Origin of the sequence: Vibrio fluminensis (assembly GCF_015278125.1) — a bacterium.
GTDB lineage: Bacteria > Pseudomonadota > Gammaproteobacteria > Enterobacterales > Vibrionaceae > Vibrio > Vibrio fluminensis.
The window spans coordinates 1-26,307 of sequence record NZ_JADILO010000031.1 but is presented as its reverse complement, the minus strand read 5'-3'; the positions used below and the strand labels follow the sequence as shown (position 1 = coordinate 26,307).

The following is a 26,307-nucleotide window of genomic DNA, read 5'->3' as shown; positions in this document are numbered from 1 at the left end:
TTCATAAAATCCAAATCAATCTTGCGCTATTATCTACAACACCTTAGTAATAATCCGTGACCTAGCTAGCCAAATAACGCCAAGATGTTGAAATACGAGCAATTTATACAAATACTAATCATGTAATTATCAGTAAAACAATCGCAATTGCTCGCCGTTTCTTTGAATGTAATGCGCTGAATCTGATTATTGAAGCGAGTTTATTCGATAATATCAATGACTAGATTATCAATCTTCGAGCTGATAGCGCTTTAATTCTGGACGGGTTTGGTCTGGCTTAATCTGTGTTTTACTCATCATATAAGCTTCTCGAAATACTCGAAACCAACTATCTAGCTTTTTAGATGCACGTGTATCACCCAATTGCTCAAGCACTAAAATTGCCACTTCGGCGGTGGCTAGGTGTTGCTCGTTGTCTGATTTTCGCATCATATACTGCGATATTGCCTGTGGCTCAATTGAAACAACCGGCAGGTGTTCAAGATATCGCGATTTACGAAAAATTCTTCTCGCCTCACGCCAGCTACCATCAAGCAGTATGATCAGTGGTTTTTTGTCTCCACAAAACGTAGGTAACGCACTTTGCACAACGCGAGTTTGATCCTCAACGTAATCCGCAGGAAACACCAACAGCGGCTGGTAGGCTGGGTTATTTAATAGCGCCAGCATTTGCGGGTCAGGCTCGGTACGATTCCATTGAAACGCATAGCCCTCTTTCAACGTATCAAGAATAAGTCGCCCAGTGTTGCTAGGTTTAAACACTTCGTTATCGGAAACGATCAGCATCACCGCGACATCGCTATCGATATTCGGTTGAAAGTCACAAATACAGTTTTTGCTTGCAACTTGGCAGTAAATACAACGGTCTACTTTACTGCCGCGCGCATTAAACGCCTTGGTCGAAAGTGCCTGACGTTGTTGATATAAGTGATGAAAAGCGTGGATTCTCATGCCGATTCAATGATAATAGTGTCGAAGGCGACTGATTCTACTCACCTAAGCCTAGGTTGCAAGGTCAAACAGTAAGGAGACTGAATGCAAAACCCAGATATGATCCGCTTGAGCTTTTTTATCTCGGTGCTCGTTCTATGTGCCATCTGGGAATGGGTTACGCCACGTAAAACGCTGACACAAAGCAAAACGACACGCTGGTTAAACAACCTCGGTCTCGTTGGCTTTAACTCTGTGTGCTTAGCGCTATTAATGCCTTATCTCGCCATTGAGTCTGCAATATGGGCTACGCAGCATCAAATCGGATTGTTTAACTCGATAGCACTGCCGAGTCTCGTCGAAATCATTATCGCCGTGCTAATACTTGATTTGGCTATTTACGCCCAGCATCTGGTGTTTCACCGCATTCCTTGGCTATGGCGACTGCACCGTATGCATCATGCCGATCAAGATATTGATGTCACTACCGGCGCGCGCTTTCACCCAATCGAAATCCTACTTTCGATGTGGATTAAGATTGCTATTGTGGTGAGTTTCGGTATTTCACCCGTCGCAGTATTAATTTTTGAAATCATCCTCAATGCCAGCGCAATGTTCAATCATAGTAACGCTAAGCTGCCACTTAAACTGGATGCAGTCTTACGAAAGCTAATCGTCACGCCTGACATGCACCGCGTGCATCACTCTATCATCGCCAAAGAAACCCACTCTAACTTTGGCTTTTTCCTCTCTATTTGGGACCGCTTTTTTAGCACCTACCGCGCCCAACCAAAACTCGGGCATGACAAAGTACAAATCGGTATTCCGCTGTTTAGAACATCAAGGGAACAATGGCTTGATAAAATGTTGAGTCAACCGTTTAGAAAGGAGTAGCCTCGCCGTCAATCGGCACTCGTCTCTAAATAAATCATTCCGGATGACAAAATAATTAGGCGCGATAAACGCGCCTAATTCTAACTATCGTGTTTGATTACAACACTAAGCCGCCGTCGATTTTAAGTACTTGCCCTGTAATAAAACTCGATTTATCACTGGCTAAAAATTCCACCCCATTTGCAATGTCGTCTGGTGTTCCCATTCGACCAAGTGGCGTTTTCCCTTTCATCATATCCAGCACTTTTTCGGGTAGGTCTGCGGTCATAGGGGTTTCAACAAAACCTGGCGCGACGCAGTTTGCCCGGACCTTCGCACCTTTTCGAGCAAACTCTTTCGCCCACGTTTTAGTCATGGCGATAACACCACCCTTAGTCGCGGCATAGTTGGTTTGCCCAATGTTGCCGTCCGTGCCGACCACAGAAGACATCGTCACGATTGACCCATAATTGTTTTCTATCATCAGTGGCGCTATCGCTTGCGTAACGTTAAACACCCCTTTCAGATTAACGTCGATCACTAAGTCCCATTCTTGCTCGGTCATTTTGCCAATTAAGGCATCACGCGTAATACCGGCATTATTGACTAACACGTCCACTCGCCCATAATCACTTTGTATCTGGCTGACCAAATCCGTCACTGCTGTGCGATCGCAGATATTGACCACTATGGGTTTAACATTATCTGTCCCCATAAATGCCTTAGATAGCACTTCCTCATTCATATCTAAGGCGTAAACCATGGAGGCACCATTTTGGGCAAATCTTTCTACAACTGTACGACCAATTCCTTGAGCTGCGCCTGTCACTACGCAGATTTTGTTGCTAAACATATCTGTTTCCTTGTTGGGCTATGCAAAATTAAGTCATTACAACGTCTACATCACGTTGGTTGTCAGTGTTAAATCAAACTGATTATTAAATAGTTTTTTGTCCATCAATTTGAGCGACGGACTAATTATTGGTACAAATTCCATCTGACAGATCACATCCCGCTCTAGATCCACGCCAGGTGCAATTTCTATCAGTTCCAATCCATAAGGTTGGAGTTTAAAGACCGCACGCTCGGTGATATACATCACTGGCTGACGCTGTTTGTTTGCTTGTAATGAGCTGAACGTAATTTGTTCTACTTGTTCAATAAATTTATGTTGCTGACCTTCACTTACTATCTCGAGCGCACCGTCAACACCTCGCACATGTAATCCTCGCGCGGTAAATGTTCCGCAAAAATAGACATTTTTGGCGTTTTGAGTAATGTTGATAAATCCACCGCATCCTGCGATTTTGCTGCCAAATCGGGAAACATTGATATCGCCTTGACTATCACACTGTGCTAGCCCTAGAAACGCTTGGTCAACGCCGCCACCATCGTAAAAGTCGAACATCTGATCCTGACTAATAATAGCTTGTGGTAGACGAGATGCACCGAAATCTAAGCCACTTTGTGGTTCGCCGCCAACGGCGCCTGGTTCAACCGTTAAAGTAAACTGTTCTAGAACAGCAGCTTGGCGAGCAACCTGAGCGATATATTCTGGAGCGCCAATACCTAAATTTAATATTGAATTAGGAATAAGCTCCATAGCCGCTCGGCGCGCAATTATGGTTTTAGCATCTGGTGCTTTGGATTCCTCAGTATTCGTGACATTGTCACTTAAAGCTATTCCTCGCCCAACAAACTCCGGGTTCATCATAGTGGCGAATGTCTGCATGTGTTGCTCCGGCTTAGGGCACACCACTATGGCATCAACGAATATGCCGGGAATTTTAACCGCGTGAGGATCTAAACTGCCGCTCTTCACCACTTGCTTTACTTGTACAATAACGCGGCCACCGCTGTTTCTTGCTGCTTGTGCTGCCGCTAAGCTCTCCGCTATCAGGCATTCATCTTCCATGGTGATGTTGCCGTTTTCATCGGCCGTTGTACCGCGCAGAATCGCTACCGATACGGGAAGTTTATGATAAAAAAGATACTCCTCTCCTGCTAATTCAATCACTTGAACCAAATCCTTTTCGGTTACAGCATTGACTTTGCCACCTTCAATACGAGGATCGACAAAGGTGCCCAAACCGACTTTACTTATCGTGCCCGGTTTACCTGCTGCAGTATCGCGCAATAGATGAGAAATAATACCTTGTGGGAGGTTATAAGCTTCGATGAGATTATCAACGGCGAGCTGTTGTAGCTTCGGCACCAGTCCCCAATGACCCCCAATTGCTCGTTTCACTAGTCCTTGTTGAGCTAAGTGATTAATTGCACGGGATTTTCCATCTCCCTGCCCTGCAGCGAATAGCAAAGTGAGATCTTTGGGAGATTGGGTTTGGGCGTATCGATCACCAAGCGCACTTTCAATGGCTTCAGGGACAACCGCACCGATAAAACCACCTAATAGAACTGAATCGCCATCCTCTATCCACTTCGCCGCCTCTACTGGTGTTAACTGAACCACCACAATCCACCTTCCTTAGTTATCGTTAGTGTTTGTTCTTTAAGTTAGAAATAGCTTAGGCGTTGAAATGGAGATTGTTAATTACGTATATAGAGATTATGTATTTCAAATATGAAATTATTGCGTCATTTCTGCCACACGTTGAAAAAGAAACTGTTTAAATCGACCACATCTCTCAGGCATCGGGGCTTGCGGTCGGTAGTAGAGGTCAATGTCAAAGGTTGCGCATTGATATTCCGGTAACAGGTGCACGAGATCACCGCGACTTAGTAATTGATGGACCAATGAATGTGGCAGATAGGCAATACCCGCATCTTCTAGCGCAAGATCAAGCAACATTTCACTGTTATCACATTCTAAGGTGTCTTTAATGGTGACAATTTCATGCTTATTGTCCTTCTCGAAGCTCCAGCGATTTCCTCCCAGTAAGGTTTTTGCGAAGAGACAGCGATGATGATTAAGATCTTCTGGTGAGGCAGGTGTGCCTTGCACTTGCAGATAGGCTGGAGAAGCGCATAAGTAGAGCGGTTCTTGCAACAAACAGCGACGGACCAATAACGAATCTGGCGTAGGTCTTTGGTCAAAACCACCGCTAGCACGAAACGCAAAATCAATACTGAGCGGGTCAAAATCCCCAGCTTCTATGAATATGCGGAATTTCACATTCGGGTACATCTGCATGTATTCCGCCACTATCTTAGTGAGATATTGCCGAGCAAATAATGGTGTCGACGAGATACGAATTTCACCGAATTGGTTCTGCGCTAAGTTTTGTACTTCCTCACAAACGCCATTGATGTCGACTAATAACGGTGAGAACCGTTCGAACAACAACTGCCCTGCTTGAGTCGCCACCAGCTGGCGGGTACTACGCTTAATCAACTCCACCGACATCACATCTTCCAGCTCTTTCACCCAACGACTTCCTGCAGCGGGTGAAATTCCCTGTTGAGTCGATGCCTCGCGAAAAGATCCCGTTTGGATCACCGCACAGAAGAAAACTATCTTGTCTAAAATGGGCTGGCGGCTAGAAAGCAAGCTATTACCCATTAGCTCACCAAACCTTTTTGCAATGCCAACTTAACTAAGCCTGCTGTTGATGTCGCGCCCAGTTTTTTCTTAATTCTTAAGCGATGTGTTTCCACTGTTCGCACACTAATATGCAAGGTATCAGCGATATCTTTATTACATGCACCGTTAACGATCGCTTTTAGTACGTCTGATTCTCGCTTTGATAGCGTATCGTCTTCTGGCTCAGGTTGCTCAGTCAATTGTTCCAGTAGTCGATCTGATGCTTGTGGACAGAGGTAAGAGCGCCCTTCAGCCACTTGATTGATTGCCATGACTAACTCTTCTGACCCAACATCTTTAAGTACATATCCTTTCGCTCCGGCTTTTACCGAGCGCACGACATAATCACGAGTATCATGCATCGACAGCATAATCACTGCGGTTTTAGAGCGGCTTTTCTCTAGTTTCTCCAATACCTCAATACCATTTAGATTCGGCATATTGATATCGAGTAACAGTACATCCGGCTTGTGCGTTAGCGTACTTTCTAGAGCATCACTCCCCGTGCCGACACAATCGACAATATCGAGATTGTCTTCCATTTCCAGACGCGACTTTAAACCGTCTTGCATGAGACGGTGATCATCAGCTAATACCAATCTAATCATATAAACTCCATGTTCAAACTCACGCGAACCTCAGTCCCTTCGCCACGCTCACTTGTTACGCTAAACGTCCCACCGATCGCTTGGATACGTTCCCGCATATTTTGTAGCCCCATTTTCTCCTGCACTAACATTGCTGATTTGGCATGATTGGCTGGAAAGCCAATCCCATCATCACTAATTGTTAATAGCAGTGTTCGGCCTTCACGCTGCAATATAACGTCCACGCCTTGCGCATTGGCGTGCTTCTCAACGTTGTGCAGTGATTCTTGCACGACTCGATATAAGGTTGTTTCCACTTCCGGCATGAACTCTTCGCCGTCAATGTCATGCTCAAACACCAACTCTAATTGAGTTCGTTCTTTTAATCCTTTTACATACGCATCTATGGCAGCAACCAAACCTAAATCGTCTAACTGAGGCGGTCGAAGATCTTGGGAGATCCTACGTAATTCAACGATAGCTTGCTCCATCGCAACTTTACTCGCATCAAGCTCAACGTGTTTTTTGCTACTATTTTGTTCTTTTTTGACATTATCGAGGCGGTATTTAGCCGCCACTAACAGTTGATTTACCCCATCATGCAACTCTCGCGACACGCGCTGACGTTCATTTTCCTGTGAATCGATGATTTGCTGATTCAAAACGCTAAGCTGTTCATTTGCCAAACGCCTCACATTGAAATTCAATGAGGCACCAAGCGCAGCAATAACCGATACCGCAACAAACATCACGCCAAATAACGCGGTGCTGGTTTTATCAATATTTTGATTAAAACCATTTTGCATATGGGATATTTGTCGCTCAATATCATCGAGATAAACGCCTGTCCCAATCATCCATTGCCACTTGTCTAAAGAAATCGCATAACTTAGTTTTGGCAGAGGCTCTTGAGCAGAAGGCTTTTGCCATAAATAATCAACAAAACCGCCACCTTGACGGCTTACATTGATCAATTCTTGCAACAGCTTTTTACCCTGTACATCTTCTACCCCCCACCAGTTTTTGCCGATACGATCTGGCTGGTATGGCAAAACCAGCGCGTCGCCTTTCCAGGTATAGGCAAAGAAGTAACCATCCTTTCCGTACGTGAGCTGGCTCAATTTTTGAACAACTATTTGCTGGGCTAGTTCAGGGGTTAATGTGTTATCTGAGTAATATGGTTCAATACTTTTGACTGCCATTTCTACGTACTGCTGAAGTTCTTGCTTTTTTACTGCCATAACATTACTTCGGGTTAAGGAAACCTGATCGCTAAGCAGCTGTTTTGCTTGACTAAACAATATACTTGCAACGATTAAGACAACAATTATCAGCGGTACTATAGAGAGCAAAATGATATTGATCGTCAGCCTTCTGTTGCTTACAAATCCCATAACACATCCCTGTTCTTTACGTAGTATTACTCAATATTCGCGTCGCTATTTGCGCAGACTACTGACACAATTTGCGCAATTCTCCCAATAGAGAGTCTCAATACTGATCTCTAGACTCAAGCTTAAATGTAACATCGCATTAACAATAATTACTTCGCGACGTTCACATTTATTGACATTCAAAAGGACCAGCCTGATAAGGAGATATCCAATGAAACTGAACAAAGTCGCCCTTGCTTCTACTCTCGCACTCGCTACAACTTGTATCACATTTACTGCCCAAGCGGCGGATAAGAAGATTCTGCTCAAAACGCCGATTGCATTTGGTAGCCACCTTCCAGCGCTTGGCACACCAATTCAATGGTACGCTGACCACATTACACAAACCTCTGGCGGTACGATCAAAATGAAGATCTATGAGCCGGGCAAGCTAGTAAACCCTGCAGAGATCTTAGATGCCGTATCTACGGGTAAAGTTAACTCTGGTTACGCGACTGCGGGTTATTGGCAAGGCAAATTACCGGCTTCAGCGCTATTTTCAGCGGTACCATTTGGTCCTGAAGCGGGCGAATACATGGCTTGGCTATTCTTTGGCAATGGCTTAAAGCTTTATCAAGAGATGTACGATCAAGGCGGCTACAACGTCAAAGTGATTCCATGTGCGATTATCTCACCTGAAACTTCCGGATGGTTCCGTAAACCCATTGAAAAACCCGAGGATCTAGAAGGTCTGAACATGCGTTTCTTCGGACTTGGCGCGTCGGTAATGGAAAAACTGGGTGTGGGTACTGTTCAACTGCCTGGTGGTGAAATTTTTGGCGCGCTAGAAAAAGGGGCCATCGATGCATCTGAGTTCTCCCAACCAGCGATTGATGAGCGCCTTGGTTTCCACAAAGTGGCCAAGTACAACTACTTCCCTGGTTGGCACCAACAATCAACCGTATTTGAACTTCTAATCAACAAGGACACTTGGGGGCAAATGAGCGAAGCTCAACAATCTGCTGTCTCTACTACCTGTATGGCGACCATGACCTACTCTATCGCTGAAGGTGAAGCAATGCAGTATGCAGCAATGGAGAAAGCAAAAGAAAATGGCGTAGAAATTCGTTACTGGAACGATGAAATGCTAACTCTATTTGAGAACACTTGGATGGAAGTAGTTGATGAGAAGAAAAAAGCCGACCCATTCTTTGACAAAGTTTGGAGTGATCTGACTGAATTCCGTAACGGTTATGCACTTTGGGAAGCCAATGCTTTCTTACCTCGTGCAACTCAAAATCAATAATCCCTTTTAAGTGAAATGGTCAATGTCGTTGTGTAGGCATTGACCATGAATAGTAAGGAGTTGCCAATGAGTAAGGTGTTATATTCAACCCCTACGTCACCATTCTATCTGCACATAGAAAAGATTATTGAATCTGCAAGTAAAGTCTTAGCGTGGACTAATCTTGCTCTAGTCGCAGTTATCATTATTCAAGTTGTACTTCGTAAAGTGTTCTCCAATGGACAAATAGCCTTAGAAGAGTTGCAATGGCACCTCTACGCTACCGCCGTTATGTTCGGAACTGCGTATGCACAAGTATCCAATTTACACGTTCGTGTCGACATTCTATTTCACAAATTTAGCGCACGTAAAAAAGCCATTGTTGATTCATTTGGCTTAGTGTTTTTAGCCATGCCTTTTGTGATTGTGGTTATTCTTCATTCTTATGATTTTGCTTATGAATCATGGCGGGTTAATGAGAGTTCTGCCTCTCCTTCTGGTTTACCCTATCGCTGGTTAATTAAAAGTGTCATTCCTTTAAGTTTTACCATGCTGCTGTTTGCCATGCTGGCGACGCTACTTAAGAACATTCATACCATCACAAAAGGAGCACAACATGGAACCAAATGAGTGGATCGTTATCGCCATGTTTGGCTCTTTCATCGTGTTGCTGTTTACAGGAATTCCCGTAGCTTATGTGCTCGGAGGCATCGGCGTCGTATTTGCCGCAGTTGGCTACTATGCAGATCTCTATCTTGATACCTTTACTGGTCTGGATTACACCAGTCTTGGCTTAGTAGTAAACCGCATTTTTAAGATCATGGATAACTGGATCTTAGTCGCCCTACCAATGTTTATATTTATGGGCAATATGTTGGATAAGTCCGGCATTGCTGAAAAGCTGATGTCTTCAATGCAAGCGTTGTTTGGCAAAGTACATGGTGGCCTAGCAATCACGGTAATGGCAATTGGGATTATTCTCGCAGCCTCAACGGGGATCATTGGAGCCTCTGTCGTTCTACTGACGGTAATGTCGCTCCCTAGCATGATGCGTCAAGGCTACCACTTACCACTTGCGCTTGGTACGGTCGCATCCGCCGGTACTTTAGGTATTCTGCTGCCGCCATCTATTATGCTGGTGATCATGGCCGATCAACTTGGCCTCTCGGTGGGTGACTTATTTATGGGTGCTATCATGCCTGGTTTGCTGCTCGGTAGCTTGTACATTGGCTATATCTTGGTCGTGGGAAAAATGAACCCAGATAAAGCGCCAGTGCCAGAGAATGTTGAACCTGTCGATTGGAGCCTAATCCTACAAGTATTCAAAGACATCACACCAACCGTAATTTTAATCTTCTGCGTGTTAGGCTCAATTTTTGCCGGAGTTGCTACACCAACGGAAGCATCAGGAATTGGTGCTTTAGGTGCGACCTTGCTGGCCGCTTATAACCGCAAGCTGAGTCTCAAAGTACTAAAAGAGGTGTTAGTTTCATCCTACGGTACCACTGCCTACATCTTTATGATTTTCTTGGGGGCTTCGTGTTTTGCCTTGGTACTTCGCGAACTCGGTGGTGATGAACTGATTGAGTCATTCTTAAGTGGTTTACCGTTTGGCCCTTACGGCATCATTGCGTTTATTTTGCTGATCGTCTTTTTACTTGGTTTCTTCCTTGATTGGATTGAGATCACGCTAATTGCATTGCCTCTATTGGCACCAGTAATCGCGAGTCTTGGAATTGAGTTAGATGGTCACGGCGTGGTGGATAACCCAAGCCTAGTTTGGTTTGTCATGCTAGTTGCGATGGCGTTACAAACTAGCTTCTTAACTCCTCCGGTGGGCTTTGCGCTGTTTTATCTCAAAGGTGTTTGCCCGGACGGCGTCGCGCTAAAGGATATTTATCGCGGTGTCATTCCATTTATTATCATTCAATTAGTTGCTCTCGTTGCACTGGTAATGTGGCCACAGTTAGTTCTTTGGTTCCCGAGCGTCGCCTACGGCTAAATCCCCCACAACAAATCATGTTCTACCACGAGCATAGAAGATCTTAAGTCTTCTATGCTCCTTGCTACCAAGCGTCAGTTTTACTTGTCTCATGTTGAAAACCTAAAAGGTATTACTTGCACAGCGTTTCTAAGTTGCATAGTCTTTGAATAAAACAATCCGCGCCTAACAAAGATATGAATCATAAGGAAGTTGTCGCATTTTGCTGTAAAAGCGTGATGCCTATAGTATTGATGCTTGGACTGAGTGCATGCAGCAGTTCACCCTCCGTCACTGATAGCAACTACGCTAAACCTCTCTCTAAGGTAGAGCAGAATCAACGCAGCGCATTTTTGGGGTTTTACCATACTTGGCAAGGCGTTCCGTACCGGTTAGGCGGCACTTCATTAAATGGTATTGATTGTTCAGCACTAGTCCAACTCGCTTATCAAGAGGCTGCGATGTTGAACTTGCCTAGAACTACGGCGCTACAATCTAAAATAGGTTATGAAGTCGATTATAAAGATGCGATTGTCGGCGATCTGTTTTTCTTTAAAACATCCCGTACAACAAGACACGTTGGCGTTTACTTGGGCAACAAGCAGTTTATGCATGCTTCTACCTCAAAAGGCGTGATCATCTCTAGAGTCGACAATCCATATTGGGCGGGCGTATTTTGGCAAATTAGGCGAGTTGATACTCGCCTTTAGTAGATTCGAAATGAACTAATCGTATTTAGCCACTGCGGTATCAAATAAATTCTTAACCAGCGCTACATATTCATCAAGAAATGCAATTTGTTCATTGGTGGCATGTCGCCCCCATACTCCGGCCAGTACTTCGCCTAAATCCGCAACGACAGAATCCGCTTCTTTGAGTAACTTAAAACGGACGCTAGAATGCATTTCAGGATTTTGTTCAAATATCGCCATGATGTTTGATGCAACCATATCGGTCACGACATCTTCGATACTCTCGTCACCTGTATCGCCGTCTTCATTAGAAAAAACATCGAGATTGGATGCTAGATACTCGATTAGAGCCAAGTATCCCTCTGTCTCAACAACCATTTTCTCTCCAAAAATCAAATGTGTTATTAGCAATCGCTATACTAAAGTATCTAAGTAACGAATAACAATAGTTACACGCTAAAGTCATGATTATTGTCGTCTAGTCGACAATTTAATTAACAAACGTTCAGATCTCCATCTAAGAATTGATTTACCTAGCGTGAAAATGATTGGTTGGGAATGCTTTACCCATCGTTTTACCAACCCATACGCTACAACCCAGCAACGATTAGCGTCACAAAATTAGCATTTTAGCCAACAAGCCCGGTCAAATGATTGAATTCTTTGCTGTATGAGTCGGAATTAAACCGTTCTATCTCCTACAATGAAACAAGCGATGGGCAAAGCGAGGAGTTGGTTTATGTGGCAAGCGATATCAGAGCAATTGTCAGAGACACTCATGTTCTCTTTCGTGATAAAAGAAAAAGTCAAACTCACTGGTGGTGACATTAGCGAAAGCTACATGATTAGCGACGGTGAGCAACGCTATTTTGTCAAAATAAACAGCCGAGACTTTTTGCCCAACTTTGAGATTGAATCAGACAACATTCGCACGTTACGTGCAACACGCACAATATACGTTCCAGAACTGGTGGACATTGGACACTCAAAGCACAATTCATTTTTGATCCTCAACTATCTATCAACCAAGCCACTCGAAAGCAGTGACGCAAGTTATACTTTCGGGCGTCAATTAGCAGAGTTGCATCAATGGGGAGAGCAAAAGGAGTTTGGTTTTGATCAGGATAATTTCATTGGCAATACCATTCAACCTAACCATTGGGATAGAAAATGGGCACGATTCTTTGCTGAACAAAGAATTGGCTGGCAGTTGCAACTGATCAAAGAGAAAGGCGTAACGCTGGTGGATATCACAGACTTTATCCATTTGGTTCAAGATTTACTGACTTCCCATCAACCACGCCCTTCGCTACTGCATGGTGATTTATGGCATGGTAACGTCGCTAATACGGCGTTTGGACCTATTTGTTACGACCCATCTTGCTATTGGGGCGATCGAGAATGTGATATTGCAATGACCGAACTTTTTGGCGGTTTTCAACCAGAGTTCTACCAAGGTTATGAAAGTATCGCACCATTAGATTTAGGCTATAGCGATCGCAAACACATATACAACCTATACCACATATTAAATCACTATAATCTGTTTGGCGGCCACTATTTGGATGAAGCCCAACAGTTAATAGAAAGAATCCAAGCTTACTAATAATTTCTTACAGTAGCCGCATGATTTGAAAGGAAAACGGTAAGAATTCGCGTGATAATGAGATGGCAGACATTGATTTTTGTCTTTGTTGCGCTTTGTTTAATTGAAATTTGGTTTTTAATCAAACTTTGTACTTAATTTACAACCATTAGTAACTTATACCCCTAATATTTACTTGAGTGACGTTATATTGCGGTTGTCGCACACAGTAGTAAACGAGGTAAAAGTCTATGCGTAATTTTAAGGATAAAATGGTTTCTTGCCCTCATTGTGGGCACTCCATCGGCATTACCCTCGACGCATCTAATGGTGATCAAAATTTTTATGATGATTGCCCCGCTTGCTGTAACGCCATACATTTCAATATGGTGGTTAACGAGCAGATGGACACCATCGAGTTAACAATCGATGCGGATGACGAACAAATTTTTTAGTTTGTTCTTAAAGTAAAAGAGCGTAAGAACGCTCTTTTTATTGGTACTGTATTGCAAGTTAGTGCTCTAACTATGCAAGGTTTTTTGCGGCTAGAACTCGCTCAACGGTATCAACGATTGCCTGAGTTTGTGGATCAAACTCAACGTTAATAAGATCACCCGCCTTTCGCTCACCAAATAGAGTTCGTTGCAGTGTCTCTGGTATTAAATGTACATTGAAACGGTTGTCTTTAACCTCACCTATCGTTAGCGAACAGCCATCTAAACCAATGTAGCCTTTAGCTAACACATACTTCATCGCTTCTTCTGGTAGTTCAAACCAAATGGTACGGTTATTTTCTGTCGCAATCACTTGGTGCACTTTGGCCATCAGAGCAATATGCCCAGACATATTGTGTCCTCCGATTTCGTCACCAAACTTCGCAGCTCGCTCGATATTGACAAAATCACCTTCCACTAGGCGACCCAAGTTAGTTAAACGAAGCGTCTCTTGCATTAGATCGAAGCTGACTTTATTGCTTTCGATTTTCGTCACGGTTAAGCAACAACCATTGTGGGCAACCGAAGCACCAATAGCCAAATTCTCACCAAGCGTGCCTTCAAGTTCGACCACATGAGTTTGGAAATTCTGCTTTTTCTCAATCGATACGACTTTTGCCATTCCAGCAACAATCCCAGTAAACATGGCTTCTCCTCTTGTCTATTTCTAGTTATACCCAAGCAACTCAAGCTAGTTGGGTATATATACTGAACTACGCCTAAACTAGCTCAAAATAACAGACGATTCGAATAGTTTCTGTATAATGCGCTGTCTTTCGCTCCTACTGATGAAAGAAATAGTTGTACTTTTCCCTTTTTGGAGTTCCTTTTCGTGCATCGTTACAAACAAGAAGCCAATACTTTAATTAAGTTGGCGACCCCCGTGTTGATCGCTTCCGTCGCGCAAACGGGCATGAGTTTTGTTGATACTGTTATGGCGGGTGGCGTAAGCGCAACCGATATGGCAGCGGTTTCTATCGCATCAAGCATTTGGCTGCCATCTATTCTTTTTGGTGTTGGCTTGTTAATGGCGCTTGTTCCTGTTGTTGCTCAGCTAAATGGCTCTGGCAAGTACCAAAGTATTCCTTATGAGGTGCAACAAGGCATTTGCATGGCTTTGTTAATCTCAATACCAATTATTGGGGTATTTTTCCAAACTCAGTACATCCTACAAATGATGGATGTTGAGCCAACCATGGGTAATAAAACCATCGGCTATATGAACGCCGTTATGTTTGCTGTGCCTGCATATTTACTGTTCCAAGCTCTCCGCTGTTTTACCGATGGTTTATCATTGACTAAACCTGCCATGTTTATCGGTTTTATCGGTCTGCTATGTAACATCCCGCTCAACTGGATTTTTGTATACGGTAAGTTTGGCGCACCTGCATTAGGTGGCGTTGGCTGTGGCGTGGCAACGGCTATCGTCTATTGGCTAATGTTCAGTATGATGCTGCTCTATGTGCTCACCGCAAAACGGGTTGCTTACGTAAAGTTATTTGCTACCTTCCATAAACCAGAGTTGAAAGCACAGATTCGCTTGTTTAAGCTTGGTTTCCCTGTTGCGGCTGCTCTGTTTTTTGAAGTAACTCTGTTTGCAGTAGTGGCGCTCCTGATCGCACCTCTTGGCCCTATGATTGTTGCCGCACACCAGATTGCAATTAACTTCTCATCATTGGTATTTATGTTACCAATGAGTATTGGGGTCGCAACCAGTATTCGCGTTGGCTATCGCTTGGGTGAGCATGATATTGATAAAGCACGTGTCGCCTCTCGCGTGGGACTTTTTGTAGCACTTGGCATGGCGCTTATTACCGCAGTGTTTACCATTGTGATGCGTCAGCATATTGCTGAGCTATACACCGACAATACCGAAGTAATCAACATCGCATTACAACTGCTACTACTTGCGGCAATTTACCAATGTACTGACGCACTGCAAGTCGTTGGGGCAGCTGCACTACGTGGCTATAAAGATATGGCTGCAATCTTTAAACGTACATTCATTGCTTATTGGATCATTGGTTTGCCAAGTGGCTATATCTTAGGGATGACTGATTGGATTGTTGAACCACTAGGCGTGCACGGCTTTTGGTATGGTTTCTTAACTGGATTAACCGCTGCCGCAATCATGCTGTGCACTCGTTTAAGCTGGATGCATAAACAACCAGCTGAGTTTCAGTTGAGTTCACTAGAGCGATAGTTTTATCTTAGAGAAAACTCTTAAAAGGTCAGCACTGCTGACCTTTTTTGTACCTGTTGCGTATACTTGTTTATAACTTTCAAGAGGATGGTCAATTTAAACCTAGTTGGATATGAGATATTACTTATTGCTGTTATTTGGGGCTCTCAGTGGATGCGACTTCAACCAACATCCGGTTGATAACATGTTTGAAGACTACATTGAACGAATCGCAAATGTTCAGGATGAAGAACCTTTTAGCCTTCCAGGTAATCAGATCTCTCAATTGCCCGATAAAAGTTCACTCACTCTAACAATAGAGCCCGTAACCATCGGTCTGCTCGATAGTTATGAATTAAGAAAATGTGGTTTGTTCAACATCATCGCGGAGCGAAACTCGGTGCTTGGTAAAGTGCAGGACCAATTTCGTGAATTTGACTTCCAACTCGACTTGTCTTCAGGACTACAGCAATGTATCGCCAATGATCAAATATCCGCGGAATTAAAAGAGACATTAGCGACAATCTACGCGACAAAGCAAACTCAGTTACCACTCTATTTTGGCAACTTGCTCTTTACCAGTGAAGCGATGCGCGCTCAACTCACCAGTAATCGTTGGTTAGAGATAGACAACCAAGTCACTAATAGCGAGCTATTACGAAGCCTCCATACCCTGAAAATCGCTTATGAGCGCGAAACTATCATCGATGGATTGAATTTAGCCTCTTATCAGGAAGTACTCGAAAAAAACAATTTGTTGGGAGAACTTTGGTTTTCAATGGTCAATACCATAGAAAAGTTGGACATAATTACTGAGCAACTAAAACAGTATGATGACAAAGTTATTTGCCAACCGGGACGTGATACGACCCGCTTCCGCTATCTTAACAATGTGTTCAACCACGTCTATATTGAACAGATTCAACCTTATCTGGCTCGTATTGACGCTCACTACTTTAACCTTCAGCCGTATATCACCTTGTTAGAAAATGCCCATCCGGCCTACTCTTATCCGATTAGAGCCGTACACAAGGAGTTTCGTCAAGCAACGTTGACACATATCAGTTACTGGCAAAATCTGTTTCAGCGATGTGGCAAGACAGTCAGTCGTTAAATTCAAGACGCAATTTAGTAAATAAAGCCTCCAATTTGATTCTCAAAACGAGAAACAGCTTTATCAATAATAATAGTGTTGCATAAATTAAACTCATTACATTGAAATTATTAGCTATTTTTAAATGGCATAGAAAATGAAATAGATAGTGTTATGAGGTGCTATTTCCAAATTAGGCCCAGTAGACATATGAAGGAGGGAGTATGTCAGCACAAGCAGCGCAACTTATCACTCATCGTAACCAAACAAGTAAAAATACACTCAGAATCGAGCTATTGTACGGCTACGGGAACGTGTTACCAGCTCCAATGATCAATAGAAGCAAACGTATCCGACGTAAAGTTATTCAAAATAACTCTCTGTTCTCTACTGCATGCAGTGTGTCGCCTTTGGCTGTGATTATTGGAGGACTATAGATGCGTGACTTAGTTCTGTTCATTGATAGTAAAAGAGATATATCCCATAATCTTCTTCAAATAGTAGAAAGCCTAAAGAGCATAAACCAAGTAATTTGGGTGTGCCTGGACTACATAGATTCAGAGATTCAGTCGTCTTCATGCTTGACCGATACCAAACATTTAAATGTTGTGAATCGACTAGCACATAACCGACACACGCAGCATATCTGCATCGAGATAACTCACGTCCCTTCGCATTTTACTGACCTCAACCGACATACCACAGTGAACCGAGTTCTTGACACTCTGCGCCCTATCTTGGACTCAAAAAAAATTACCAATCCAACTATATGGACATCTGAGTTTATAGCCGCTGACATTTGTGAGCACCTGCAAAGTTCTTCCCTCATCTATCTATGTGACAAAGAGCATCCGAGCAGCGACCCCGTTGCAGAAAAGCAAGAGCAATATCTGATTAACCATAGTGATGTTATTTTCGGAACGAGTGATGATATTTGCTCTCGATTTCCAGCCAACAAAACGTATCTGTTACAACAAGGCGTAGACCTCAAACTCTTTTGTCGCCCCGCAGATAGAGCTAGCGACTTTCCCAATAATGGCAGGCCTACAGCGGGGTTCTACGGCAATTTAGATAACAGCGTGGACTATCAATTGTTGATGATAGTTGCACTTCACTTACCTCACTGGAACTTTGTGGTGCTCGGTTACAACAGTCTACCGTTCTACCCTTTGCCAAAGTTAGACAATGTGTATTATCTTGGCCCCAAAAATCACCAAACCCTACCCCGCTATAGCCAGCATTGGCAGGCAAGTATATTGCCCACACTTCCGAGTAAACACTACTCGGCAGCCAAGCACGCGACCTTACTAGAGTACCTCGCCGTAGGTGCACCCATTATTGCAACAGACCACAATGTTGCAGGACGTTTTTCTAAATACGTCAACATTGTAGAAAATGCGCGAGAAATGAGTGAAGCACTGGTTCATGCCGCTTACGAGCCAAAATGCTCAGCAGATATTGTTTTTAGTGACAGCTGGCAAGTGCGTAGCCGATATGTAGATAACATTTTACAAGTGATTCCCAAATAGCGCCCATGGGTCGGTAACGCCGTTTTTGTCAAAATGCAATTTAGTGAAATGCTTGCGGTTATTTTGAGCAGCATAAAATGCGACATCAAGCACGTTTCAAAACTCATATAGAATAAAATTCAAGCAAACCGTTCATTTGAGCGGCAAACAGTTAAAAAACCAAGAATTTATCCTTGCACCCTATCTAAACTCTGGGTAATATCCATCTCGTTCTCAAGGTATGGGTCCGTAGCTCAGTTGGTTAGAGTACTACCTTGACATGGTAGGGGTCACCAGTTCGAATCTGGTCGGACCCACCATCCCTTCTAGCTTGGCTAGATTTATCGAGAACAAAAATTTGGGTCTATAGCTCAGTTGGTTAGAGTACTACCTTGACATGGTAGGGGTCGGCGATTCGAGTTCGCCTAGACCCACCAAATTAGTTCTTCTGAACAAACAACAAAGCCCGCGAAAGCGGGCTTTGTTGTTTCTGCGCGAATATAAACCGCAATCTATCTTCCTTCTAAATCGCGACCAAGCACATAATTCAATTGATATTAGCTCACACCTATAATTATTCTCGCCTGACAGATAAACGAACCGCTCCAATCAATTGTAGATAAATGGCATACGCCCGTTGCTTTGAAAGAAGTAATTATGTAACCAACAGCATTACACCGAGATCATTTCCTAACAAGCTAAATGTATTCACGAAAACAGAGAAGGCACCTTAAGGGTGCCTTCTCTGTATATTACTAATTAGTACCGTGATTGTTGATGATGATCGACGTTGCTTGGGGTTGTTGTAATGGCTGCGCATATTGTTGTGACTGTACTCGCTGCTCTAAGCTCATGAATACCTCATCATCTTCCAAGGTCCAAGCACCATCAGCAAGTAATCCTAACCATGGGAACAAGAAGAAAAATCCACCTACTGCATCGAGTGCACCTGTGGCACTAAGTTGCGTGTCGACATTTTTGTGCGCGGTATAGTAACCATCGGCACGACAAGAAACTGCTACTTTATCCCCTTTGTCAACAGAGACGCTAACCGACTCTTGGCGGTAACGTTGCCCATCAACGGTAATAACCGGATTTGGAGCATCACATGTTACTACCAAATCATCATCAGCCGCAGAGTTTACAATAGAGCATCCAGAAACAGATAGCATCGACGTCAAAGATAGCGCAACAATTGATTTTTTCATTATTAGTTCCGGTAATAGATTTTAGGTTCTCCTGATCTTTAGAGAAACCTAAAAACTGTGAAAGAATTTGTTTGCCAAAAGGCCTCAAGGGGCGCGGATATTACGTCAGGTTACGCTTTGTAATCGAATTATATCTACAAACATTAATATAAACCCCATTATTTCAGTTAGTTAGAAGCCTAAAATGCAACTCAAAGGAACTAACTTACAAAACCTAAAGCATGAAATGACAATCGTATTTTAAGTTTCTAACTGTTTTCGTGTGGTTCTAATCGATTAAACTCATTAAAAACCACAATCAAATGTTTATTATGTCGAATATCTATGTAGTCAATCAGGACATCACCACTGCTAACGTCGATGCCATAGTTAATGCCGCTAATCCTAAACTGCTCGGAGGCGGTGGTGTTGATGGCGCAATTCATCGCGCTGCTGGAAGTGAACTTCTACAGGCTTGTTCTGCTATCAACGAAGTGAATGGCAAACGCTGTGGATACGGTGACGCAAAAATAACGCCGGCTGGAAACCTTAATGCTCGCTATGTGATCCACGCTGTTGGTCCAATTTATGCGAAGTTTTCTGATCCCAAAGTGGTTTTGGAATCCACTTATCAGCAGGCCCTGAATCTTGCTTTACAGTATGGATGCGCAAAAATCGCGTTACCTGCAATATCTTGCGGAATCTATGGTTATCCCCCTCATGAAGCCGCAGAGATCGCCATTAATATTTGTCAAAGAAAAGAGTATAAAAACCTAGAGATGACGTTCTACCTTTTGGGTGAAGATATGTTGTCAATTTGGCAAAATGAGTTGGCAAAACAAAAATAAAATCTTACCAACACATCAGGGTTGATCACCTATTCATAAACCCTGATGTGCTTGTAGTTCATGCAACTTATCTTCCGCTAACATGCACTTTAGCAAGTTAACTAATGTCATTAATTCGTTAACCCCCAATATTCACATCCCCAGAACCGGTGGCTACGACTCCGCCACAACCGATGGCGTCGCCTACTCTCGCAGCTGGAATGCCGTTAATGAACACGGTTCCTGAACCTGCGGCTATTGCACGTCCGTGAAAACCATGTGGTGTTTTTGGGCAAGGGCAACCGTGTGGCGCAGCTGCATCACCTAGTCTTGCTGCTGGCTTACCATTAATGAACACATTTCCGCTACCGGCAATGATAGGTGTGGGTGGAAAACATCCGTGTGCTGAGGCGATATCGCCCAGTCTTGCTGCTGATGGCATGTAATTAGTCCTTTGTTAATCTATCCTATTCGGAGGCTATTTTGATTCATGAAAGGTGCTGTAAATCCATACAACCACTTACTAGTTTGTATTATTGATCACTCGCATTTATTTCTTGCCCTAATTCCTTGATAACATCCGCGAGAGTTTGCATTTTATCGTATTTTCTGTCGAACCAAACTTTGTTAACTTTATCCCAAGGAACTGGCTTATTTTCTGCCTTTTTACCAGAATCCTCCGGCACAGACTTCGCTGGCTGATATGTACCTATATAAGTATAAATACCACATCCTCTTAACCATAATTTAGCTCTGCCATCAGGTAGTAACCCAAATAGAAACCTCGTTTGATAACACCGCTGACCTTCGAAACCAACATCTTGATCTACGTATGGCCTTGTCATTGCTAATTTTATTTCTTCTGTAATTTTAACGACAGTAGCATAATTAACACGACTATTAGCCACCTGCCAATAAATGTATAATTCATCTGGTAAAGCTTTATATCTTGGCCCCATCTGAGCCTGCTCTAAGTTAACAATAGGATGTAACAAAAGCTCATTTCCAGAGTAGTCTGGATAGGACCTTTTTCTCATTGATTCTAAAGAATATCTCCGTGGGTTAAACAATTGACCATACGGGAGCATAATACTAGTCCAGTCTTCTGTATAATTTACACCATAAGCCTGCTCAACAAGCGCCGGGAAGTTATGAGATATAGCAACACCAAGTCTCCAGGCTTTAAATTTTTCATCATCCATGAAACTTTTTTGTTTATTATTGAAATCAAAACACCCACTCAAAGAAACAACAATTAAAAAAAATACAAACTTATAACCACGCATAATCATCTTCACAAAATTAAAACCAACCAAATACAACACTGGAAACATAGAATAAATTCATTCAGCCTTATTAATCTAATCCAACGCATTCCCACACTGCCCTTTTATATTCTCCATTCACAAAATTCGGCTTATTGGACTCAACCACTTGATTTTTTCTGAAATATTCAACATCTGAAGAATGATGTATCAATCCCAATTCATAAAATATTTTAATGCGTCTATCCGAACTTAATTCTGCGACCAATTCATTTTCATCCCCCTCTAATGCAAGTCGCAAAATATGATCACAAAAATATCGAAAAGGGTATTTATTAGTCCTTAACTTGCTTTCTATTTTCAAAGGGACAGAGTAATATCTATTATATGGGTTAATATCATGCCATACCACTCCGTTACCTATAGTATCAGTCAAAGGAACACCTGAATGAACTGCCAAACCATACATGAGCCTTAGATACAACCTTGATAAATCACCACTTGTAGCCGTCCTATAATACAAAGGTGCGTATACTAAAGAGTTTTTATCGAACTTAGGCACAACAACATAATCTGCCCTCAACCATCCATGTTCTATTTCATTCTTCAACTCTTTAGATGAGTAAACATCTTGGTATACTGTTTCCCTATATTTTTTCTCAGAGACAAATGGGTGTAATTTCTTATTGTCACTATGTCTAAGAATAAGTTTATTTTCCAATATTGGCAATTTATAATCATCATATTCGAAAGACATAGAAGAAAAATACCCTCCTCCGATATCGGAATGCGCACCGGGGACACTTATTTCAAAAAAATGAGGCGCCTCATTGATTTTATTTAAACTAAAATTATATCTATATTCAGTACTCTCATTTGCGGTTATATGGACTGCTCTCTTTACTCGTTCTGGATCTAACCACAGCCTTACACCACTCAGATCATCATCATGAGTAGAAAAATCCAACTCTTCGAAATCCGCCATAGCAGCAACGGTGTCAAACACGCCCACAAATGTAATTTCTAAGTTTCTATTATTACTACAATCAAAGTTACAAGCTAATGTAATATTCTTACTCTCAATTTCCTTTAAAAAACTAGAAAGTAAATCATTATGCTCTCCATCAAGAATTGAGTTAACAAAATTCCTAGCGGCGGCAGCACCTCTACTAAAGCCAAACACGTCAAACTCAAGTTTATGAAAACCATCAAATAAACCAATTTCGCGAGATATATTTTTCAACATATTATCAAGGTCGTTTTTCAATTGATGAATTGCCGTTTCTGTTTTATCCACTACACCAAACTTACCGACCCCCCTAGCTTGAGCTTGGTAAATATTAGTTTCAGCCTTTCCTATCTCCTTGTTATTACCAGTACCTATCCCTGTAATATACTGCGAGTGATAAAATGTTTGTCTTGACTCATCAAAAACATTTAGCTCATATAAATCATACAACTTTTGAATATTGGTAATTTCATTGGTAGAACAATCATTGACACCAGGTGGCATTTCGAAGCAATCATTGATTAAATCTACAGCTTTGCTCTCTCCCTGTATACCGGAGATATTCTTTGACGCATCATACAATGCCTTCCATTTTGGATAGTATTCGTCAATTTGTTTTTTACCCCACAATGCGCTGTATGTATTATTGCCCGTCCCATCAAAAAACATTCCCAAACGAAGCGTTATAAACCTCGCTCCCTGAATAACCACAACATGACTTTTATCTGTTGCTAGTTTTGGTTCCCCTAGTTGTTTTAACTGATGTCGTGTCGGTAGCGATTTATTTTTCTCTTCATCAAGAAAATCGCCATAGGTCAATTTATGTAGTTCTCTCCTCGCGCCGTTATATCCAATTGGATTATTCCCTAGCCACACTTCAGTCGGTGCTTCTTCACCATCAAATGGTGTTCTTGTCTCTGCTTGAGAAGTCCAAGGTTCACCATCTAATTTGATGGTTACGCGTCCTGCACCTAAGCCAGTCAGTAATATAGGCGCCTCACCAACCGTTATCGAGAATTCTTGGCAGCACCCGTCTATCAATGTTCCTTTTACGTTGTCAAACGGTTGGTTATGCTCATCTCGTATTAAAACCTCAATCCAGTGATCGGTTTTCTCACACGGAGCGCAATTACTATTTGTTCCTATAATACTCATACTACTGTTCCCCCAAGAAACGCTCGAATTGCTGTTGTTCCGTGCTTGATAATCTGAATTCTTTGAATATATCTTCACCATCACTCGGGTTGTTTCGCGCGATGGTTGCCAGTACTAACAAATCTCGGATACTGTCCTTGAAGCTATTCTCATCTGCATAAATCAGTGCGTTTTTGATCGTTTCCGTTGGATTATCTAGTGCGTTCATCAAAATGGGGATTTTTGCCCATAGCCGTCTTTCAATATGCCACGCTAACTGCTCAAGATTCATCGAATCATCCAGGTGTTCAGGCTTTATCACCCACCAAGGATCAGGTGGGATTTCACAAAGGTTCGGAGCCGGATTCACCATAGTCTTTACGGCGTTTCCCTCCTGATATGAAATACTACTCAAGTTTCCGAGAAATTTTTTAAGAGCGTCCTGATTCATTCGCTTGAGCATGGGTGTAATGACTTTGAGATCATAGTATCGAAATAGAACCATTTCTCCTTCCAAACCAGCCATTAAAAGGCTGCGCAAATGTGCCAACACATCCGCACTATCGTACTTTGAGACTAGAAATAATCCCCTACTCAATTCCTCATCACTATAAGGACAGCTTGCAGAAATTGGCACAAACCATGGTGACAACTCCATCACATCAGAAAACGCGTCCCCGTCAAAAAGTGGGCGCGCACCATCTAGACAAAAACTCTTCGCCACTGTCGTATAATATTCCTTGGCACATACCAGCCAATATATAGGGTGCTGTTGCTGAGCTAACCAACTCTTCATTTTTCACCCTCATCTTTTAACGGGCAGGCTTTTACCGCCGGAACATGCGAGAGTTCTGCATTTGCTAAAACGCTAGGTGCAATCTTGTAATAGTTGACTAAAGGCGCCGGTGGCGACTCAACCCCCAAAGGCAAGGCCGCCATTTGTCCACCAAATCCGCTGCCACTGCCTGCGCTACCGCCTGAGTTAAGATTAATCACTGAACCGACAAAATGAACGCCTCCGGCGTCAATACGGACAAAGTTACCGCCAACTTTCAAGGTGATTTCACTGCCAGCTTCAATCACCGTTTTCGCCCCGCTTTTGATGTGGACTTCGTTGCCTGATTTTAGCGCGTACAGTTTGCCTACTTTTTGGTGAGCACTACCTTCTATTACTTCCGTCTGATCTTTCGCGACTTTTGCGCGGCTTTCGCCGGTCACCACTAGGTGCTGGTTGTTGTCTACTTGAGTAAAGCGGTCGTTTTCAACGATTAAGTGCTTGTCACGCTTAATGTGGGTACTGTGGTCATTAAGAATATCGGCCGCAAAGTCCTTTTGCGCATGCAGGTAGACTTTCTCTGTGTTGGCTTGATCTTCAAAGCTCAGTTCGTTAAATCCTTCGCCTTGGTGGGTTTCACTGCGCAGCACCGTTTTCGTTTTGTGCTCTGGTAGAGCATAAGGCGGCGTATTGGTGGCGTGGTAGGTACGGCCAGTGATGATCGGTTGATCAGGGTCGCCATTTAGAAATGATACGATCACCTCATGCCCAATACGCGGTACGGCCATAAAGCCGTATTGCGCTCCAGCCCAACCTTGTGACACGCGCACCCAACAAGAGCTTTGCTCATTACCGGCGGAGTAACGATCCCAAGGAAAATGAAGTTTCACTCGTCCATGCTCGTCACAATAGATTTCTTCGCCTTCAGGGCCGACAACAATCGCAATCATTGGGCCATCAACCTGTGGTTTAGGTTGTGGCTCTGCACGCCATGTTTTATCGGCGGGGAGCACTTTAAATTGGTTGTTGTAAGTGGTTGCGCCGCTGCCACCCTCTTCTTCGAGCGCTTGCGGCTGAGTGCCTTGATGGCTCACTTCTACCACCAGCCAGTCTCGGTTCGCTGCGAGCTCTAAGTTCTCAATCAAATCAAACTTCACCCCTGCGTGTAGAGCTGGATGATTACTCTTACCGAGTGCGGTATGAGAGTCGCGCCTTAAGTATTCTAGCCTGTATTGGCTAAATGCTTTACCGCTCTCATCGTCTTTATAGCGCCCTGGAAAATCGTAGTGTTCGTATTGGCTATGTTGAAAACTTAAATCACTGCCAGTTTGAGTTTGAGCAAAGCCGTAGCTGGGCTTTTTAAAGCTGTAATCTTTAAGCTCTAAGTGGCTTGGCTCGGTTTGGTGGGTAATCGCAAAGTGCGAGATATACGGCTCATTCATCACGCCACTTGCCATGCTATTGTGTGTAACAGGTTGGGCGTATTTAGCAATCAATGCGCTGTCATCAACAAAAATCACCGAGTGTTTCGAGTCGGTTTGTTCAATGTAATAACTGATCCCTTCTTCTGCCGCCAGCCGCTGTAGAAACTCTAAATCGGTCTCTCGGTATTGCACGCAAAACTCACGCGAAGCCGGCGTTCCCGTGAGGGCAAAACTGAAATCTTCGATCCCCATTTCTTGCAATAAGGTGGTGATGATTTCTGGCACAGTCTTGAGTTGGAAGATACGGCTATTCTGGCGTAAAGAGAGGCGTTCAAGTGCGGGCACCAACACTAGGGAATACAAGGTATGGTGATGGCCAATCTCACCCTGAGCAAACTGGCGCACAATCCCGTGGACATGCTGCACGGCCTCGCCATCGATACTCATCATCAGGTGAGCGGGTTTATCCACTACGTCCTGCACCGCAATGCTGGATTGTCGACTCGCAAGCTCGATTTTGTAGCGAAAACCAAAATAGGGTTCAGCGCCATCCCATAATGAT

25 protein-coding genes and 2 tRNA genes are annotated in these 26,307 nt (G+C 43.1%); 13 read left to right on the top strand and 14 right to left on the bottom strand.

Annotated elements, in window-relative coordinates; all coding sequences use genetic code 11:
• Positions 1 to 228: 228 nt before the first annotated feature.
• Positions 229 to 951, bottom strand: coding sequence for a tRNA-uridine aminocarboxypropyltransferase (locus tag IRQ95_RS17610; RefSeq protein ID WP_194438351.1), 723 nt, complete (start codon positions 949 to 951; stop codon positions 229 to 231).
• 84 nt (positions 952 to 1,035) lie between these two features.
• Between IRQ95_RS17610 and IRQ95_RS17605 the strand changes: the two genes are divergently transcribed.
• Positions 1,036 to 1,824, top strand: coding sequence for a sterol desaturase family protein (locus IRQ95_RS17605; RefSeq protein WP_194438349.1), 789 nt, complete (start codon positions 1,036 to 1,038; stop codon positions 1,822 to 1,824).
• Positions 1,825 to 1,921: 97 nt separating this feature from the next.
• On the opposite strand, the gene IRQ95_RS17600 is transcribed toward IRQ95_RS17605, so the two are convergent.
• The 5 genes from IRQ95_RS17600 to IRQ95_RS17580 form a co-directional block, all read right to left on the bottom strand.
• Positions 1,922 to 2,656 carry a beta-ketoacyl-ACP reductase gene (locus IRQ95_RS17600; RefSeq protein ID WP_194438347.1) on the bottom strand — a complete coding sequence of 245 codons (735 nt, stop codon included), beginning with the start codon at positions 2,654 to 2,656 and terminating at the stop codon, positions 1,922 to 1,924.
• Between the two features lie 45 nt (positions 2,657 to 2,701).
• Entirely contained in the window at positions 2,702 to 4,276 is a 1,575-nt protein-coding gene (locus tag IRQ95_RS17595; RefSeq protein WP_194438345.1) for a CoA-transferase, read from the bottom strand.
• Between the two features lie 114 nt (positions 4,277 to 4,390).
• Entirely contained in the window at positions 4,391 to 5,323 is a 933-nt protein-coding gene (locus tag IRQ95_RS17590) for a LysR family transcriptional regulator (protein WP_194438344.1), read from the bottom strand.
• Entirely contained in the window at positions 5,323 to 5,952 is a 630-nt protein-coding gene (locus IRQ95_RS17585) for a response regulator (protein WP_075647910.1), read from the bottom strand. Before IRQ95_RS17585 ends, IRQ95_RS17590 begins: the two co-directional genes overlap by 1 nt.
• Positions 5,949 to 7,325 (bottom strand): cache domain-containing protein, encoded by a 1,377-nt coding sequence (locus tag IRQ95_RS17580; protein ID WP_194438342.1) that lies wholly within the window; start codon positions 7,323 to 7,325, stop codon positions 5,949 to 5,951. Before IRQ95_RS17580 ends, IRQ95_RS17585 begins: the two co-directional genes overlap by 4 nt.
• Positions 7,326 to 7,536: 211 nt before the next feature.
• On the opposite strand from IRQ95_RS17580, the gene IRQ95_RS17575 reads away from it, so the two are divergent.
• From IRQ95_RS17575 to IRQ95_RS17560, 4 genes are all read left to right on the top strand, one after another.
• Entirely contained in the window at positions 7,537 to 8,610 is a 1,074-nt protein-coding gene (locus IRQ95_RS17575; protein ID WP_194438332.1) for a TRAP transporter substrate-binding protein, read from the top strand.
• Positions 8,611 to 8,676: 66 nt separating this feature from the next.
• Positions 8,677 to 9,219 (top strand): TRAP transporter small permease subunit, encoded by a 543-nt coding sequence (locus IRQ95_RS17570; RefSeq protein WP_194438330.1) that lies wholly within the window; start codon positions 8,677 to 8,679, stop codon positions 9,217 to 9,219.
• The gene (locus IRQ95_RS17565) at positions 9,206 to 10,591 is read left to right on the top strand and encodes a TRAP transporter large permease (protein ID WP_194438327.1); all 1,386 of its coding nucleotides are present in this window, start codon (positions 9,206 to 9,208) and stop codon (positions 10,589 to 10,591) included. Before IRQ95_RS17570 ends, IRQ95_RS17565 begins: the two co-directional genes overlap by 14 nt.
• 218 nt (positions 10,592 to 10,809) lie before the next feature.
• Positions 10,810 to 11,280, top strand: coding sequence for an NlpC/P60 family protein (locus IRQ95_RS17560; RefSeq protein WP_194438325.1), 471 nt, complete (start codon positions 10,810 to 10,812; stop codon positions 11,278 to 11,280).
• Positions 11,281 to 11,295: 15 nt separating this feature from the next.
• Here the strand turns inward: IRQ95_RS17560 and IRQ95_RS17555 are convergent, their stop codons facing one another.
• Complete coding sequence (locus IRQ95_RS17555; protein ID WP_194438323.1) at positions 11,296 to 11,640, bottom strand: DUF3802 family protein; 345 nt, start codon at positions 11,638 to 11,640, stop codon at positions 11,296 to 11,298.
• Between the two features lie 361 nt (positions 11,641 to 12,001).
• Between IRQ95_RS17555 and IRQ95_RS17550 the strand changes: the two genes are divergently transcribed.
• Together IRQ95_RS17550 and IRQ95_RS17545 are read left to right on the top strand one after the other, a co-directional pair.
• Complete coding sequence (locus tag IRQ95_RS17550) at positions 12,002 to 12,868, top strand: fructosamine kinase family protein (protein WP_194438321.1); 867 nt, start codon at positions 12,002 to 12,004, stop codon at positions 12,866 to 12,868.
• Between the two features lie 230 nt (positions 12,869 to 13,098).
• Positions 13,099 to 13,302 (top strand): CPXCG motif-containing cysteine-rich protein, encoded by a 204-nt coding sequence (locus tag IRQ95_RS17545; protein WP_075647902.1) that lies wholly within the window; start codon positions 13,099 to 13,101, stop codon positions 13,300 to 13,302.
• Between the two features lie 70 nt (positions 13,303 to 13,372).
• On the opposite strand, the gene IRQ95_RS17540 is transcribed toward IRQ95_RS17545, so the two are convergent.
• On the bottom strand, positions 13,373 to 13,987 hold the full coding sequence (locus tag IRQ95_RS17540) for a riboflavin synthase subunit alpha (RefSeq protein WP_194438318.1): 615 nt from the start codon (positions 13,985 to 13,987) through the stop codon (positions 13,373 to 13,375).
• Positions 13,988 to 14,173: 186 nt separating this feature from the next.
• On the opposite strand from IRQ95_RS17540, the gene IRQ95_RS17535 reads away from it, so the two are divergent.
• The 5 genes from IRQ95_RS17535 (at position 14,174) to IRQ95_RS17515 (ending at position 18,561) form a co-directional block, all read left to right on the top strand.
• Positions 14,174 to 15,544: an MATE family efflux transporter gene (locus IRQ95_RS17535; RefSeq protein ID WP_194438316.1), complete on the top strand. Its 1,371-nt coding sequence runs from the start codon at positions 14,174 to 14,176 to the stop codon at positions 15,542 to 15,544.
• 184 nt (positions 15,545 to 15,728) lie between these two features.
• Positions 15,729 to 16,637, top strand: coding sequence for a DUF3080 domain-containing protein (locus IRQ95_RS17530; protein ID WP_228481486.1), 909 nt, complete (start codon positions 15,729 to 15,731; stop codon positions 16,635 to 16,637).
• A 416-nt stretch (positions 16,638 to 17,053) separates the two neighbouring features.
• Positions 17,054 to 18,145: a glycosyltransferase family protein gene (locus tag IRQ95_RS17525; protein WP_194438311.1), complete on the top strand. Its 1,092-nt coding sequence runs from the start codon at positions 17,054 to 17,056 to the stop codon at positions 18,143 to 18,145.
• Between the two features lie 222 nt (positions 18,146 to 18,367).
• Positions 18,368 to 18,444 (top strand) — tRNA-Val (locus IRQ95_RS17520).
• Between the two features lie 40 nt (positions 18,445 to 18,484).
• Positions 18,485 to 18,561: transfer RNA gene (locus IRQ95_RS17515), tRNA-Val, on the top strand.
• 318 nt (positions 18,562 to 18,879) lie between these two features.
• Here IRQ95_RS17515 and IRQ95_RS17510 read toward each other — a convergent pair.
• The gene (locus tag IRQ95_RS17510) at positions 18,880 to 19,332 is read right to left on the bottom strand and encodes a hypothetical protein (RefSeq protein ID WP_194438309.1); all 453 of its coding nucleotides are present in this window, start codon (positions 19,330 to 19,332) and stop codon (positions 18,880 to 18,882) included.
• 311 nt (positions 19,333 to 19,643) lie between these two features.
• Here IRQ95_RS17510 and IRQ95_RS17505 point away from each other — a divergent pair, with 311 nt between their 5' ends.
• Positions 19,644 to 20,159, top strand: coding sequence for a macro domain-containing protein (locus IRQ95_RS17505; RefSeq protein ID WP_194438307.1), 516 nt, complete (start codon positions 19,644 to 19,646; stop codon positions 20,157 to 20,159).
• Positions 20,160 to 20,277: 118 nt separating this feature from the next.
• Here IRQ95_RS17505 and IRQ95_RS17500 read toward each other — a convergent pair whose 3' ends face one another.
• The 5 genes from IRQ95_RS17500 to IRQ95_RS17480 all read right to left on the bottom strand — a co-directional run.
• A complete protein-coding gene (locus IRQ95_RS17500) occupies positions 20,278 to 20,580 on the bottom strand; it encodes a type VI secretion system PAAR protein (RefSeq protein WP_123783924.1) in 303 nt (100 codons plus the stop codon).
• Between the two features lie 91 nt (positions 20,581 to 20,671).
• Positions 20,672 to 21,472, bottom strand: a complete 801-nt coding sequence (locus tag IRQ95_RS17495; RefSeq protein ID WP_194438305.1) for a DUF2931 family protein — start codon at positions 21,470 to 21,472, stop codon at positions 20,672 to 20,674.
• A 22-nt stretch (positions 21,473 to 21,494) separates the two neighbouring features.
• Positions 21,495 to 23,567, bottom strand: a complete 2,073-nt coding sequence (locus tag IRQ95_RS17490) for a phospholipase effector Tle1 domain-containing protein (RefSeq protein ID WP_194438303.1) — start codon at positions 23,565 to 23,567, stop codon at positions 21,495 to 21,497.
• 1 nt (position 23,568) lies between these two features.
• Positions 23,569 to 24,342 carry a DUF4123 domain-containing protein gene (locus tag IRQ95_RS17485; RefSeq protein ID WP_194438301.1) on the bottom strand — a complete coding sequence of 258 codons (774 nt, stop codon included), beginning with the start codon at positions 24,340 to 24,342 and terminating at the stop codon, positions 23,569 to 23,571.
• On the bottom strand, positions 24,339 to 26,307 hold a 1,969-nt coding region (locus IRQ95_RS17480), incomplete at its 5' end, for a type VI secretion system Vgr family protein (RefSeq protein WP_194438299.1). The genes IRQ95_RS17485 and IRQ95_RS17480, both read right to left, overlap by 4 nt.